The sequence below is a fragment of the Paraburkholderia sp. JHI869 genome, from assembly GCF_038900775.1.
In the GTDB taxonomy this organism is placed as follows: Bacteria; Pseudomonadota; Gammaproteobacteria; order Burkholderiales; family Burkholderiaceae; genus Paraburkholderia.
The window spans coordinates 498395-512007 of record NZ_JAYMSC010000001.1 but is presented as its reverse complement, the minus strand read 5'-3'; the positions used below and the strand labels follow the sequence as shown (position 1 = coordinate 512007).

Annotated in this window: 15 protein-coding genes; 8 read left to right on the top strand and 7 right to left on the bottom strand. The window is 62.8% G+C overall.

Annotation, left to right across the window (positions count from 1 at the left end; all coding sequences use genetic code 11):
- The first annotated feature begins 74 nt into the window (after positions 1 to 74).
- Together VSR72_RS02370 and acnB are read left to right on the top strand one after the other, a co-directional pair.
- Positions 75 to 461, top strand: a complete 387-nt coding sequence (locus VSR72_RS02370; protein WP_342950793.1) for a DUF3175 domain-containing protein — start codon at positions 75 to 77, stop codon at positions 459 to 461.
- 180 nt (positions 462 to 641) lie between these two features.
- The gene (acnB, locus tag VSR72_RS02365; RefSeq protein WP_342950792.1) at positions 642 to 3227 is read left to right on the top strand and encodes a bifunctional aconitate hydratase 2/2-methylisocitrate dehydratase; all 2586 of its coding nucleotides are present in this window, start codon (positions 642 to 644) and stop codon (positions 3225 to 3227) included.
- A 110-nt stretch (positions 3228 to 3337) separates the two neighbouring features.
- Here the strand turns inward: acnB and VSR72_RS02360 are convergent, their stop codons facing one another.
- Positions 3338 to 3910 carry a TetR/AcrR family transcriptional regulator gene (locus VSR72_RS02360; RefSeq protein WP_342950791.1) on the bottom strand — a complete coding sequence of 191 codons (573 nt, stop codon included), beginning with the start codon at positions 3908 to 3910 and terminating at the stop codon, positions 3338 to 3340.
- Between the two features lie 67 nt (positions 3911 to 3977).
- Between VSR72_RS02360 and VSR72_RS02355 the strand changes: the two genes are divergently transcribed.
- A complete protein-coding gene (locus tag VSR72_RS02355) occupies positions 3978 to 4406 on the top strand; it encodes a DUF4267 domain-containing protein (protein WP_342950790.1) in 429 nt (142 codons plus the stop codon).
- A 1-nt stretch (position 4407) separates the two neighbouring features.
- Positions 4408 to 4728, top strand: a complete 321-nt coding sequence (locus VSR72_RS02350; RefSeq protein WP_342950789.1) for a DoxX family protein — start codon at positions 4408 to 4410, stop codon at positions 4726 to 4728.
- Positions 4729 to 4746: 18 nt separating this feature from the next.
- Here the strand turns inward: VSR72_RS02350 and VSR72_RS02345 are convergent, their stop codons facing one another.
- Both VSR72_RS02345 and VSR72_RS02340 read right to left on the bottom strand, forming a co-directional pair.
- On the bottom strand, positions 4747 to 5109 hold the full coding sequence (locus tag VSR72_RS02345; protein WP_342950788.1) for a BON domain-containing protein: 363 nt from the start codon (positions 5107 to 5109) through the stop codon (positions 4747 to 4749).
- Positions 5110 to 5233: 124 nt separating this feature from the next.
- The gene (locus tag VSR72_RS02340; protein WP_342950787.1) at positions 5234 to 6103 is read right to left on the bottom strand and encodes a LysR family transcriptional regulator; all 870 of its coding nucleotides are present in this window, start codon (positions 6101 to 6103) and stop codon (positions 5234 to 5236) included.
- Between the two features lie 181 nt (positions 6104 to 6284).
- Between VSR72_RS02340 and VSR72_RS02335 the strand changes: the two genes are divergently transcribed.
- Positions 6285 to 6935, top strand: a complete 651-nt coding sequence (locus tag VSR72_RS02335) for an ureidoglycolate lyase (protein ID WP_342950786.1) — start codon at positions 6285 to 6287, stop codon at positions 6933 to 6935.
- A gap of 38 nt (positions 6936 to 6973) precedes the next feature.
- On the opposite strand, the gene tatA is transcribed toward VSR72_RS02335, so the two are convergent.
- The gene (gene tatA, locus VSR72_RS02330) at positions 6974 to 7198 is read right to left on the bottom strand and encodes a Sec-independent protein translocase subunit TatA (protein WP_342950785.1); all 225 of its coding nucleotides are present in this window, start codon (positions 7196 to 7198) and stop codon (positions 6974 to 6976) included.
- A gap of 234 nt (positions 7199 to 7432) precedes the next feature.
- Positions 7433 to 8404 (bottom strand): LysR family transcriptional regulator, encoded by a 972-nt coding sequence (locus VSR72_RS02325; protein WP_342950784.1) that lies wholly within the window; start codon positions 8402 to 8404, stop codon positions 7433 to 7435.
- 119 nt (positions 8405 to 8523) lie between these two features.
- On the opposite strand from VSR72_RS02325, the gene VSR72_RS02320 reads away from it, so the two are divergent.
- Positions 8524 to 9381, top strand: coding sequence for an oxidoreductase (locus VSR72_RS02320; protein WP_342950783.1), 858 nt, complete (start codon positions 8524 to 8526; stop codon positions 9379 to 9381).
- 44 nt (positions 9382 to 9425) lie between these two features.
- Here the strand turns inward: VSR72_RS02320 and VSR72_RS02315 are convergent, their stop codons facing one another.
- Positions 9426 to 10031 (bottom strand): glycine zipper 2TM domain-containing protein, encoded by a 606-nt coding sequence (locus VSR72_RS02315; protein WP_342950782.1) that lies wholly within the window; start codon positions 10029 to 10031, stop codon positions 9426 to 9428.
- A gap of 167 nt (positions 10032 to 10198) precedes the next feature.
- Positions 10199 to 10639 carry a potassium channel family protein gene (locus tag VSR72_RS02310; RefSeq protein ID WP_342950781.1) on the bottom strand — a complete coding sequence of 147 codons (441 nt, stop codon included), beginning with the start codon at positions 10637 to 10639 and terminating at the stop codon, positions 10199 to 10201.
- A gap of 381 nt (positions 10640 to 11020) precedes the next feature.
- Here VSR72_RS02310 and VSR72_RS02305 point away from each other — a divergent pair, with 381 nt between their 5' ends.
- Both VSR72_RS02305 and VSR72_RS02300 read left to right on the top strand, forming a co-directional pair.
- The gene (locus tag VSR72_RS02305; RefSeq protein WP_342950780.1) at positions 11021 to 11701 is read left to right on the top strand and encodes a VIT1/CCC1 transporter family protein; all 681 of its coding nucleotides are present in this window, start codon (positions 11021 to 11023) and stop codon (positions 11699 to 11701) included.
- Between the two features lie 168 nt (positions 11702 to 11869).
- Positions 11870 to 13585, top strand: a complete 1716-nt coding sequence (locus VSR72_RS02300; protein ID WP_342950779.1) for a SulP family inorganic anion transporter — start codon at positions 11870 to 11872, stop codon at positions 13583 to 13585.
- Positions 13586 to 13613 lie beyond the last annotated feature (28 nt).

The following is a 13613-nucleotide window of genomic DNA, read 5'->3' as shown; positions in this document are numbered from 1 at the left end:
CCGGATCCCGCCGCACTCGCGCCGCAGACGGTATTGCATTTGCGCAGCGGGTGAATCGTCGAAAGGGAGCACTTATGACCACGAGCCAGCATCCTTCTACGCGGCGCAAGGGCGGCCGCCCCGCGCGCCAGCGTCATGCCCATGCGAGCGCCGCTAAAGGTCACACGAAAAGCGCCGCTAGCAGCGCCACGAACAAATGGTCGAAGCACGTGAACGAGACGAGCGACGCCATGGACATCGAATCCGGCTTATTCAAGTCCGGCAGCGCCGAACAGATTGCCCGGTCGCTCAAGGAGTCGTCGCTGCACAGCCGGCGGCGCAAGGGCACACCGTTTCAGTCGGCCATGTCGATGCTGAACTTCTACATCAATCGGGCGGGCAAAAACCTGCCTAAAACGCGGCGCGACACGCTCGCGAAAGCAAAAGGAAAGCTGCGCGAAGCGTTTGGCCGCAAGCCCTGAAGGAAAATCTCAGGCTTTTCCACGCAGGCACCGGCGTTGCAGCCCAACTCTTATATAAGACATAAGACATTTGACGTTATAGAGCATTCCAATTAAAATCGCGATCAAAGCAGTGCCTGGAAAAGCCTCGGAGTGCCCGAAAAGCCTTCGCCTTCAAACGCAATACCAGTAGGTCCCCCAATGCTTGAAAATTTTCGCGCTCACGTAGCCGCACGCGCCGCGCTCGGCATTCCCCCCCTGCCGCTCACGGCCCAGCAGACCGCCGAACTGGTGGAACTGCTGACGAACCCGCCCGCTGGCGAAGAACAAACCCTCGTCGACCTGATCACCAACCGCGTGCCCGCAGGCGTTGACGAAGCCGCCCGCGTGAAGGCCGGGTTCCTGGCCGCCGTGGCCAAGGGCGAAACCGCCTGCGCGCTGATCTCGCGCGCTCGCGCCACCGAACTGCTCGGCACGATGCTGGGCGGCTACAACATCGCCCCGCTGATCGAGCTGCTGTCCGACGCCGAAGTGGGCACCGTGGCTGCCGACGCGCTGAAGAAAACCCTGCTGATGTTCGACCAGTTCCACGACGTCAAGGAACTGGCCGACAAGGGCAACGCGAATGCACGTGCCGTGCTGCAAAGCTGGGCCGACGCCGAATGGTTCACGAGCCGTCCGGAAGTGCCGCAAAGCCTGACCATCACCGTGTTCAAGGTGACGGGCGAAACCAACACCGACGACCTCTCGCCGGCCCCGGACGCGACCACCCGCCCGGACATCCCCATGCACGCGCTGGCGATGCTCAAGAACGCGCGCCCCGGCATCACGCCGGAAGAAGACGGCAAGCGCGGCCCGGTCAAGTTCATCGAATCGCTGAAGGAAAAGGGTCACCTGGTCGCCTACGTGGGCGACGTGGTCGGCACCGGCTCCTCGCGCAAGTCGGCGACCAATTCGGTGCTGTGGTTCACGGGTGAAGACATCCCCTTCATCCCGAACAAGCGCTTCGGCGGCGTGTGCCTCGGCGGCAAGATCGCCCCGATCTTCTACAACACGATGGAAGACGCCGGCGCCCTGCCGATCGAACTCGACGTGTCGCAGATGGAAATGGGCGACGTGGTCGAACTGCGCCCGTATGAAGGCAAGGCACTCAAGAACGGCGAAGTCATCTCCGAATTCCAGGTCAAGTCCGACGTGCTGTTCGACGAAGTGCGCGCCGGCGGCCGCATTCCGCTGATCATCGGCCGCGGCCTGACCGCCAAGGCGCGTGAAGCACTGGGTCTCGCCCCGTCGACGCTGTTCCGCCTGCCGCAGCAGCCGGCCAACAGCGGCAAGGGTTTCTCGCTGGCACAGAAGATGGTTGGCCGCGCCTGCGGCCTGCCGGAAGGCCAGGGCGTGCGCCCCGGCACGTACTGCGAACCGAAGATGACCTCGGTCGGCTCGCAGGACACGACGGGCCCGATGACCCGCGACGAACTGAAGGACCTGGCGTGTCTCGGCTTCTCGGCCGACCTCGTCATGCAGTCGTTCTGCCACACCGCCGCTTATCCGAAGCCGGTGGACGTGAAGACGCACCAGACGCTGCCGAACTTCATCAGCAACCGTGGCGGCATCGCGCTGCGCCCCGGCGACGGCGTGATCCACTCGTGGCTGAACCGCATGCTGCTGCCCGACACCGTCGGCACCGGCGGCGACTCGCACACGCGCTTCCCGATCGGCATCAGCTTCCCGGCAGGCTCGGGTCTGGTCGCCTTCGCGGCCGCCACCGGCACGATGCCGCTGGACATGCCGGAATCGGTGCTCGTGCGCTTCAAGGGCAAGATGCAGCCGGGCGTCACGCTGCGTGACCTCGTCAACGCCATCCCGCTGTGGGCGATCAAGCAAGGCACGCTGACGGTTGCCAAGCAAGGCAAGAAGAACATTTTCTCGGGCCGCATCCTCGAAATCGAAGGCCTGCCCGACCTGAAGGTCGAGCAAGCGTTTGAACTGTCGGATGCATCGGCCGAGCGTTCGGCTGCCGGTTGCACGGTGCACCTGAACAAGGAACCGATCATCGAATACCTCAACAGCAACATCACGCTGCTGAAGTGGATGATGGCCCAGGGCTACCAGGACCCGCGCAGCCTCGAGCGCCGCGTCAAGGCGATGGAAGCATGGCTCGCCGACCCGCAACTGCTGCAACCGGATGCGGACGCCGAGTACGCCGCGGTCATCGAAATCGACCTGGCCGACGTGCATGAGCCGATCGTGGCCTGCCCGAACGACCCGGACGACGTGAAGACGCTGTCGGATGTTGCCGGCGCCAAGATCGACGAAGTGTTCATCGGCTCGTGCATGACCAACATCGGTCACTTCCGTGCCGCGTCGAAGCTGCTCGAAGGCAAGCGCGACATTCCGGTCAAGCTGTGGGTCGCTCCGCCGACCAAGATGGACCAGAAGCAGTTGACCGAAGAAGGCCACTATGGCGTGTTCGGCACGGCAGGCGCACGCACCGAAATGCCGGGCTGCTCGCTGTGCATGGGCAACCAGGCACAGGTGCGCGAAGGCGCGACGGTCATGTCGACGTCCACGCGTAACTTCCCGAACCGTCTGGGCAAGAACACGAACGTGTATCTTGGCTCGGCGGAACTGGCGGCGATCTGCTCGCGTCTGGGCAAGATCCCGACCAAGGAAGAGTACATGGCCGACATGGGCGTGCTCAACGCCAATGGCGACAAGATCTACCAGTACATGAACTTCGACCAGATCGCCGACTTCAAGGAAGTGGCCGACACGGTGACGATGTAAGTGTGACGCTGGAGTACGGCGCGGAGTTGTTGTTCTAGCTCTGCGCCGCTGCGCCAAACGATGGCGCCGCAGGCTCGATGCCTGCGGCGCCATTTTTTTCGCTTCGAGGATTACCGCGCGGCGGTGACGGCCCGAACCACGAGCATGATGCGCTCGACCCGCGCGCCGGGCCGGATCCGGCCTGAACGTTCGAGCTCGGCGAGCCCATGCAGCGCTGCCCAGAAAGTCTCGGTCACGTCGTCGACATTGGCGCAGAACGGCGCGACGACCGACGCGATCGCTTCGAAACCAGCCCGAAGTTCCGGGCGCGTTTCAGCGTCGGCAAACCGCAGATCGGTCGGGAGGGTAAACATGGCCTCGTAGAGCGCGGTGCAACGCGATGCAAAGCCGAGATAGGCCATCGCGACATTCTCGATGGCGTTCTCCTGGCCGCTCGATCCATCGGCCGCTTCCCGAAGCGCCACTGTCAGCTCCTGGAAGCCCTCTATCGCAACCGCTGTCACGATCGCGTCCCTATTCTCAAAATGCGAATAGAGGACCGGCTGACTGTATTCGATCTCAACGGCCAGGCGGCGCACGGTTACGGCATCCCATCCTTCGCGCTCCGCAATCGCGCGCGCAACCGCAATGATGCGGGACTCGCGCTCCGCCCGTTGCCTGCCCTTGCGCTCGGCGATACTCAACTTTTCATCTCCCTGACCAGAATGGTCGACATGCCCCGCGATGATACGGAAGCTTGAAAATCTAGCAATGCTAGATTATATTCCATCACTACATCACGAGGCATGGGGCGATGCGATGCACGGACTTTCGATCGGACTGGCGCTGTTTCTGGCCCTCGCAATTATCGCGATCGGCACCCAATATCTTGCGCGGCCAATGACTGCGACTCGCAGTTTCGGCCTGCCGCTGCCGGAGAACGGCGCCAACGTCGCCTGGTGGCTTCGTCTCAAGGGCGTGCGCGACATTGCGTCGGGACTGGCGGTCCTGGCGTTCATGGTGTGGGGCACGCCTCTTGGGGCCGGCATCGTCCTGCTTGTGCTGGCCTTTGTTCCCGTTGGCGACATGCTGGTCATTCTTGGCGCGAAAGGCTCCACCAAGGCTGCTTTCGGCATGCACGGCGCGACGGCCGTGCTGATGGTCTTCACGGCGGCTTCTTTGATGATGGGCGGGCGCTGAGATGATCCATACGCTTTCGGTCTGGCTTCTCGTTGCCGGCTTCTTTGGCGCAGGTCTCTTCAATGCGCTCGGCACGCCCGCGACGCAACGCGATTTCGCCCGGTGGGGTTACCCGCGCTGGTGGGGCCGCTTGACCGGCGCACTCGAGATGGTGTGCGCCGCTCTGATTGCGCTTCCTGTTAGCCGCATGGTTGGCCTCGCGCTTGGTGCGCTAATCATTGCGGCCGCGGTTTTGACCGTGCTGCGTCACCGCGACTACACGCACCTTGTGCCACTCGGTGTGTTTGTCGCCGTGATCGCGCTCGCAGGAATCGCGCCTTGAGAGAGCGGCGCACCGTATTCAGCCGTTGCCGCCGTGAAAGAGCGTCAGCTTGTTCGACACCGAAGTCACGCCCTGCACCGAACGCGTAACGTCCTCCGCCTGCCGGATCTGGTCGGCAGTGCGAACCGTGCCGCTCAGCGTCACGGCGCCGCTTCGCGCGCGAACGAAAACGCCGGAAACGTTGAATCCTTGCGCTCTGGACAGTGCGTGCCGCACAGCACGGGCGAGTGCGCGGTCTGACTTCGCCGCGCTGGGCGCCGCCGGCGTCGCGGCGGGCGCCATCGAGGCGTCCGCTGGCGCACTTGCCGACTGGGCATAAGCCACGCCAGCCGAGCTCAACAGAAGAAACGCACACAAGGCACATCGCAGGTTCGATTTCATGACCAGCTCCTGTCAACGCCGCGCAAAAATGCGCCGGCCGCGATCCATATTGCACCACCATCCGAACACTCGCTCCGACAGCGCTCGAATCGCGCCGTTGCATCGCCGTTGCACCGCCGCAGCACTACAGCGTCGCCGATGTCGCCGCGACGCCCAGAAAGGTTTGCACGATGCCGCGCTTGCGTTGACTGTGCAGGCAGGCCACCGAATCGATATTGCAGCCGCGCAGCTCCTCCACCGCAATGGCAACGGAACGCGCGCCCTCGGGAATCTCGCGTTCGAGCACGAACCCGATGCCGAGCCCTTGCCTGACGGCTTCCAGAACGGCCTCGCGACTCCCTAGTTTCATTGCCGTCGGGAGCGAAATCCCCGCACGCCGCAACGCTTCATCGACGAGTCGTTGCGTGTTGGAGCCCGCCTCCCGGCGAATCGCGGCATACGCCCCGAGATCTCGCAGCGATACGCTCCCGGCCGCTGCGAGCGGATGATGCTCTGGCACGAGAACACGCATGTCCTGCCGGGCGATGGGAATCGACGACACACGCGCATCGCTTTTCGCGTTGCCGATGACCACCGCGTCTACCCGATACGCCAGCAGATCGTCCCAGACCTCGCGCTGGCTGCCGAACGAGACCGATATTTCGATGTCCGGATATTGCGCGCGAAAGGCAGCCACCACTTGAAGGACCACCTGTGGCCCGTCGGCGGCGAGTTTGAGGCTGCCGTGCTGGAACATCGTCGCCCGGCTCACCATGTCCTCGATCTGCTCTTGCGCCGCAAACATCTGGCGGGTCAATTCAAAGAGCGGCTTCGCGGCATCGGTTGGATAAACGCCCTCGTTCGTGCGAACAAAGAGCGCCTGCTTGCAATCCTCTTCGAGATTGCGAATCTGCGCCGTGATCGCCGGTTGCGTCAGGCCAAGAAGATTTGCCGCCTTCGAGAAACTGCCCTCGCGCGCCACCGCGTCGAACGCCCTGAGCTGGAAATAACGCATCGCCACTCGAACCTCGCCATATAAATCTCAATGTGAAAATATAGCATCCGTATTAATTTGACTGCCGCCGGCGACACGTTCTAAGCTCGGTGCCGTTGCGGTTCCGCACGATCGCGCCAACTGGCGCCCGGCCCGATTCACGTTGAACGCGCCCGCCCCTTTTGACTCCTGGTGAAACGTAATGAGCAAAGAGATCGACTACCTCAATCCCGCCCTCCCGCGCGGCCTCCGGCGAGTGGCGATGCCCGTGGTCGACGCGACTGACGCAACGCTGAATGGCTACGGCAAGCTGGTGGACGACCCGCACGCATGCGAAGTGGAAATCGTGCAGTGGCCCGCAGTGGGCTCAAGACCGATCGACCCAGGGACCGGTGACGAAGCGGGCACGACGGAAGGCACATTTGTGAGCGAATGGCGCGGCGACATTCTCTACGGCCGAAACGAAGCCGTAGGCGGCAACTATGTGCTCGCCTACGCAACGGAGCCGGACGACGCGCGCGAAAACAGCGCCGCCGCACCGGAACGCATGTTGCTTTGGCATGCTAACTATCACCCCGATGGCGGGCAGCTGTTTTTTCCGCTCGATCGTCGCCCGTTCTATGTCCCGCTGGCATTGCCCGGCGACGATATAACGCCAGAGAAGTTCGTGTGCTTTCGCTTCGACGGACGGCAGGGTCTCTATATCCACCCCAACATCTGGCATGAAGGCGTGTTCACGCTGGACGGGACCCAGCGATTCTTCGACAAGCAAGGCGCTGTCCATGCACGCGTCTCGGTCGAATTTGCGTCCGAGTTCGGCTGTCTGCTCGAGGCAGCCATTACGCGTGACTAGCGCGTAGTGCTCCCGAAGCAGCACTGAGGCGGATAACGCTAGCGGAAGTTGCCCGAACGCGTCACGTCCTTTGCCTCCCTGTCGACAGCGCTGAGCGGCAATTCACGCTGCGTTTCGGGCATTTCGCTTTGCGCCATGCCCTCCTTGAATCCCTTCACAGCGCCGCCCAGATCGCCGCCGATGTTCCGTAGCTTCTTCGTGCCAAAAACGAGTGCCACGATCAATAGCACGATCATCCAATGCCAAATGCTCAATGAACCCATAACTGAAAATCCTCTCTTTCGCGTGACGGAGCATCGCCACCCCGCAGATTGAAACCGATGTTTCGCAGGCGTATTGGAACGCGCGGATGTGTCTCGTTCGTTTCCTGAAACGGCGGTTTTGTATGCGCATGTACGAACGCAGCCAGCAGATACACGCACATACAAAGCGGGGCCTTGTCTGCGAGCATGCGGCGCACCATCGGCCTCTTGTTTTACAGGGGCTGCGTCAGGCAACTATGCGCGTCGCTTCGCTGCGCGTTTGGGCTGCTGCGGCTGCGCCGCGCGAAGTTCGGACGGATCGAGGAAAAAGTTTCGGTTGCCGGCCATGTGCTCGACCATGAAGTCGATGAACGTCTTCACGCGCAGCGATTGTTCGGTTCGATGCTTGTAGTAGATGTAAAGCGTGCCGTATTCGGTGACGTGCTGCACCAGCAACGGAATGAGTCGACCGCTTCTGATATGCGTCGTGGCGTTGAAGCTACCCAGTTGCCCGATGCCGAGACCAGAAAGCACAGCCTGCGTTTCCATTTCCGTATCGTTCACGCAGATGGCGGCGGGCACATCGCGATAGACGATTTCATCGCCGATACGGAACTGCCACTGCGCGAGCTTGCCCGTGTTTGCGCGGCGGTACCCGGTGCAGCGATGTTGAGCGAGTTCGTCGATAGTGCGTGGCGCGCCGTTGCGCTCGATATAGTCCGGCGATCCGCACACGATCAGTTGAATCGGCACCAGCCGGCGTGCGATCGAGCCGCCCGAAGGCGGCGGTCCACCGCGAAATCCCACGTCGGCGCGCTCGGTCACGAGATCCGTGAATTGATCGTCGAACTGCACTTCGAGTTGCACGTGCGGATAGCGCTTCTGGAATGCCTCGAAGTACGGCCACAGAACCGGCAGCCCGAATGCGCGCGGCGCGCTCACGCGCAGCATGCCGGCCACGTCCTCTTTCGAGCGCCGGGCCTCGTCGAGCGCCGTCGACAGAATGGCGAGCGCCGGCTCCACGCTGTCGAGAAGCCGCTGGCCGTCCTCGGTCAGGCTCAGCTTGCGAGTGGTCCGATGAAAGAGCCGCACGCCCAGTTCCTTCTCCAACTGCATCACCGCATGGCTTGCGGCCTGCGGCGAGATGCCTTGATCGACTGCCGCGGCGCGCAGACTGCCGCGCGCCGCGGCCCGGACGAAAGTAGTGATCGCGCGGATTTCGTTCATTTCCGGGGCCCCCGATTCGCAAACAAACGTTGATTATCACTCCAGTAATATACGGCTAGTTTGTGTCAATCGTCACGCTTACCATGGCGTCACCTCATCACACACGTAGGAGAGACATCATGGCGGACGTTCAACAAGGGGGTTTCAAGCGCGTATGGTTCATCACCGGCGCGTCGCGCGGCATTGGCGCATTGATTGCCGAAGCGGCGCTCGCGGACGGCAACGCGGTTGTGGCCGCCGGACGTAACGTCCAGGCGATCGTCGAGCGTCTCGGCGAGTCGGCCGCATTGCTGCCGGTTGCGCTGGACGTGACAAACGAGGCCCAGGCCAGAACGGCAGTGCAATTAGCGCTTGAAAAATTCGGCCGCGTCGATGTCCTCGTCAACAATGCCGGCTTCGGTCTGCTGGGCGCGATCGAAGAATCCGCCGACAAGGACGTCCGCCGCATGTACGACACGAATGTATTCGGACTGCTGAACGTTACGCGCGCCGCGCTGCCGACAATGCGCGCGAACCGCTCGGGCCACGTAATCAATATTTCGTCGATCGGCGGCTATCGCGCCGCGGCCGGATTTGGCGCGTACTCGTCGACGAAGTTCGCCGTCGAAGGCATTACTGAAGCCTTGCATGCCGAGCTCAAACCGCTAGGCGTGCACGCGACCGTTGTCGAGCCGGGGTATTTCCGCACGGACTTTCTGGATGCGTCCTCGCTGGTCGTCGCGCCCGAGGTGATCGACGATTACGACGAGACCTCGGGCGCAGTTCGCCGCAAGGCCGTGCAAATGAATCACAACCAGCCCGGCGACCCGACGAAGCTTGCGGCCGCATTGCTCACGCTCGTCGACGCGGCTAACCCGCCGCTGCGCCTTCCGCTCGGCACGGACACGCTGGCCGCCATCGCTGCGAAAAACGCTTACGTCACGCAGGAAACCGAAACGTGGAAGGCACTGTCGACGTCGACGGACTTCGCTGCGTGAGTGATAAGCCCGACTCACGCACCGCTTTGTGGCGGCAGCCCGAATCAGTAGCGCGCTAGCTGGCTGCCGTTGACCTGTACGCGGTCGCCCGGACGCAGGTCGCCGGGCGTCGACACGTTGAACGCGCGGGTCGAGCCGTCGCTCAGCTGCACGTCGATCTGGAAGCCTGCGGGCTGCCCCATCTGCTGGCCGATCTGATTGCCTGCATAAGCACCGCCGAGCGCGCCGATGACGGTCGCGGCGTCGCGACCGTGGCCACCTCCGACCTGATTGCCGAGAACGCCGCCAACCAGCGCGCCGACCACGGTGCCGGCGATGCCCGAGGCGCCCGTGGCGCTACTCAAGGGCTGGATTCTCGAGATCGTGCCGTACTGCGTGCCATATTGGTTGCCGTATTGCGAGTTGTACTGCGATCCGTACTGGCCGTTGCTTTGCGTGTCGTACGGCTGTTGCGGCGCAGGCGGCGGCGCGTAGGCCGGTTGCTGCACGGTGCCGGGTTGCGCGTAGGCAGGCGCTGCATACTGCCCCTGGTAGCCTTGCTGCGCGCCATACGGCGAGTAGCCCGGGGCAACGCATGCTGACAACGAAAGACTGGCTGCAGCGACGAGCGCAGCGGCGAGGACGGACCTGGTAGAGAACATGGGCATCACGGTGTAGTTCGCATTGCCGCCGCGCCGGGCACGGCAAGCGTAATGAGGAAGGCGGTTGCGCGGCAGTATACGGAAAGGCCGCCCGAACGTGCGCTGCGCGACGGTAACAACGTGTAAAGTCCGTTGCTGGGTGAATGGCCGCCGCCAGGTACGTGCTTGCTTCGCCGCTACTCCTGTTGCAGCCGGGCGTGATGGAACTTGATCACATCCATGACCGCAGCCGTCATCACCGAGGTTGAGACGCCGAACATCAGAATGCCGTTGGCCGCTTCGATTGGGCCAAGCATGCGCCACCGTTTGGACATGACAATATCGCCGTAGCCCAGCGTGATGAAGTTGACCGCGGAGTGATACAGCGCCGTGGCGAAATCGGAAAATTCGCCTAAGAGCATGAACAGTGCAGCCCAGATCGCCATTTGGGCGAAATTGCAGAGCAAGGTCAGCAGCATCACGGTTACCAATAGCAGGACATCCACCCACAGCAAATCCTGATTCTTGACGTCGCGCCGAAAACGCGCGTACCGGCGCAGGCAGACGGCTACCACCACGGCTTGCAGCAGCAGGCACAGGATCATGGCCGGAGCGGCGGCCAGTACGTTGTGTAGCATGATCGACTCCGTCTTCTGGGGGAGCGCACGGGCAAGAAGCGGCCGCATTCTGAACGCGGGGATCGCAAGTCTAAAACTCGCTGGCCATTCAATCATAGAAAGACGCGCCGGGCGTTGTCGAATGGGCGGTTGCAGGCAAAGCGCTTCTTTGGCTCGATGCCGGACCTGAGGAAACACGCTGCGCAACCCGCACGATGCACAACCGTCATTTGGCCGGTCGTGACTTGCTTGCGAACATCCACGCCCGCATGCCATTGGTGCTCCCGGTCCATCAAAAAAATAAGGGAAGCAAACTGCCGACTCTTTCATATACTGCTCGTACCAGCAGCCCATGCTGACCGCTAGCGCGACGTCTCGTTACCAACATCGAGTCGAGGCCCTATGAGCACGATCATGCCGGCAGGACACGCCGAACCCGAACGGCGCGTACCGATTCTCAATACCGTCGACCGCGTCTGCGAAATATGTTTTGGTCTGTTCATGGCCCTGACGTTCGTCGGCGCCGTCAAGGCGGTCACCGCAGGTGCGGACGAGGGCTACAAGATGTTCTTCGCCGCGCTCGGGTGCAATCTGGCGTGGGGCCTCGCGGACGCCGTGATGTACCTCGTACGCACGCTCGCCGATCGAGGGCAACGCCTGAAACTCGCGCAGACCGTCAGGGACGAGAAGGACGCAGCGGTCGCGGTACGCGTGTTGCGCGATGCACTCCCGGAAAAGCTGGAGCAGCTCGTCGACGATGCCGAACTCGAGCGAATCCGCGCGCGCCTCGCGCTCGCCTCGACACTGCCTCCCCGGGCGAATTTTGTGGGTGCTGATTTCGTCGGCGCGCTGGGCATCTTTCTGCTTGTGGTCCTGGGAACGTTCCCGGTCGCCATACCGTTTCTCGTCATCAGGGACGTGACGACGGCACTCATCGCCTCGCGCGTGCTCACACTCGCGATGCTTTTCATCGCGGGCTTTGCGCTCGGGCGCTATACCGGCGCAGGGGGAATGAAGGCCGGTGTCGTAATGATCGCGCTCGGCATTTTGCTGACGATGGCAATCATCAAGCTGGGCGGCTAACCGTCGCCACGCCGGTTCACAATCGATCGGCCCGCCTGGCGCATGCGGGCACAGACCTGGCACATTCGCAGGCCGATCCAACGCAATGAAGGAGCGCAAGCTCGAACAACTCTCCAATCAATTCGCACGGGTCGGATTTCACTCGTCGGCTGAAATCGAGGTGACGCCATGAAACCAGCGGCTTCCGCGCAATCCCATCTGCATCGCATGCCGTTTCTGCAGGGGCTCTTGCCATTCAGTCCCGCGCAACTCCCGCACGACATCATTGCCGGCATCACGCTCGCGGCTCTCGGCATTCCCGAGGTGATGGGCTACACGAAGATCTCCGGCACGCCCACTGTCACGGGGCTTTACACCATCCTGCTGCCGCTCCTGGCGTTCGCGGTCTTTGGTGCGTCGCGTCAACTGGTCGTCGCGGCGGACTCCGCCACCGCCGCCATTCTCGCCGGTACGCTGACCGCGGTCGCCGCGCTGGGCAGCAAGGAATATGTCGGCCTGACGAGCACCGTGGCCTTGACAGTGGCTGTGATGCTCGTGATTGCGCGCATCTTTCGTCTGGGGTTCCTGGCCGACTTCCTTTCTCGCAGCGCGTTGATCGGCTTCCTTACAGGCGTGGGCGTGCAGGTCGCGGCAGGCGAACTGGCGGGGCTGATCGGGCTCGAGAAGCAGGGGCATGGGCCGCTGATGCAAATCGTGTCCGTGGTCGAACGCGTTGCCGGGGCGAACTATCCAACCACGCTCCTTTCGATTGCCGTCCTTGCCGTGATCGTCGGTTGCAAGCGTTTCGCGCCACGTGCGCCGGGCGCGCTGATCGCCGTCATCGGATCCATCGTGGCGAGTGGCGTGTTCAATTTCGCCGGGCGTGGCATTGCCGTAACCGGCGAAGTGCCGGGCGGCCTGCCGTCGCTGTTCATGCCGCCGATCCATTCGGGCGAGATCAACCAGGTACTGGCCACGGCCGCCTCGTGCTTCATCGTCATCATCGCGCAGAGCGCCGCGACCGCGCGCGCGTATGCCAACCGCTACAACGAAAAAGGCGACGACAATGCCGACATCATCGGGCTTGCTGCGGCAAACGCCGCTGCGGCATTCACCGGCACCTTCGTCGTGAACGGAAGCCCGACCAAGACCGAGATGGTCGACGACGCGGGCGGCCGCACCCAGGTCGCCCATCTCACGACGGCTGTCATCGTGCTGCTGGTGCTGTTATTCCTCACGAGACCGCTGAGTCTTCTGCCTGCCGCAGTCTTGTCGGCCATCGTGTTCATGATCGGCGTGAAGCTGATCGACCTGAAGGGCATGGCCGAGCTTTTTCGCGTGCAGAAGGACGAATTCGTGGTCGCGTTGCTGACGGTGTGCGTGGTCGTGTTCGTCGATGTGATGCACGGCATTCTCGCGGCCATCGTGATGTCGCTGATCGCACACGCCCGCAACAGTTACCAGCTGCGCACGCGCGTGCTCACCCGCAGCCCTACCGGCCACTGGATCTCGCATCGTGTCGAGCCGAATCTGCTCGCGGCGCCCGGCATCGTCGTCTACCAGTTCGAAGCGGACCTGTTCTATGCGAACAGCGGCCGCTTCACGGAGGAAGTGCTGAAGCTCGTGAATGAGGCCAGTTCTCCGTTGCGCTGGGTGATCCTCGATGCATCGGAAATCAACAACGTCGATTACACGGCGTGCAAGGCATTGATTCAGCTGGGCGGCGAACTCGACAGGCGCGGCGTGGGTTTCGCCGTCGTCGCCCTTCCGACGGGTGTGCGGCATGAGCTCGAACGGTACAAGGCGCTGCGTGCGCCAGAGATCCATCGCGAGATCTTCCCCACGGTCGATGCCGCGATCGACGCGCTCGGCAATCTATCGCCGCCCACTGCGCCGCACGCCTGAGCGCGGCGAAGCCACGCCTGTTGGCAAT

What these genes read in the sequence shown, in the direction of transcription:
- VSR72_RS02345 (WP_342950788.1), bottom strand. Translation starts at nt 5,109, where the DNA reads ATGAAATCGAACCTGCGATGTGCCTTGTGTGCGTTTCTTCTGTTGAGC.
- acnB (WP_342950792.1), top strand. Translation starts at nt 642, where the DNA reads ATGCTTGAAAATTTTCGCGCTCACGTAGCCGCACGCGCCGCGCTCGGC.
- VSR72_RS02305 (WP_342950780.1), top strand. Translation starts at nt 11,021, where the DNA reads ATGAGCACGATCATGCCGGCAGGACACGCCGAACCCGAACGGCGCGTA.
- VSR72_RS02325 (WP_342950784.1), bottom strand. Translation starts at nt 8,404, where the DNA reads ATGAACGAAATCCGCGCGATCACTACTTTCGTCCGGGCCGCGGCGCGC.
- VSR72_RS02320 (WP_342950783.1), top strand. Translation starts at nt 8,524, where the DNA reads ATGGCGGACGTTCAACAAGGGGGTTTCAAGCGCGTATGGTTCATCACC.
- VSR72_RS02300 (WP_342950779.1), top strand. Translation starts at nt 11,870, where the DNA reads ATGAAACCAGCGGCTTCCGCGCAATCCCATCTGCATCGCATGCCGTTT.
- tatA (WP_342950785.1), bottom strand. Translation starts at nt 7,198, where the DNA reads ATGGGTTCATTGAGCATTTGGCATTGGATGATCGTGCTATTGATCGTG.
- VSR72_RS02370 (WP_342950793.1), top strand. Translation starts at nt 75, where the DNA reads ATGACCACGAGCCAGCATCCTTCTACGCGGCGCAAGGGCGGCCGCCCC.
- VSR72_RS02335 (WP_342950786.1), top strand. Translation starts at nt 6,285, where the DNA reads ATGAGCAAAGAGATCGACTACCTCAATCCCGCCCTCCCGCGCGGCCTC.
- VSR72_RS02340 (WP_342950787.1), bottom strand. Translation starts at nt 6,103, where the DNA reads ATGCGTTATTTCCAGCTCAGGGCGTTCGACGCGGTGGCGCGCGAGGGC.
- VSR72_RS02355 (WP_342950790.1), top strand. Translation starts at nt 3,978, where the DNA reads ATGCTAGATTATATTCCATCACTACATCACGAGGCATGGGGCGATGCG.
- VSR72_RS02350 (WP_342950789.1), top strand. Translation starts at nt 4,408, where the DNA reads ATGATCCATACGCTTTCGGTCTGGCTTCTCGTTGCCGGCTTCTTTGGC.
- VSR72_RS02310 (WP_342950781.1), bottom strand. Translation starts at nt 10,639, where the DNA reads ATGCTACACAACGTACTGGCCGCCGCTCCGGCCATGATCCTGTGCCTG.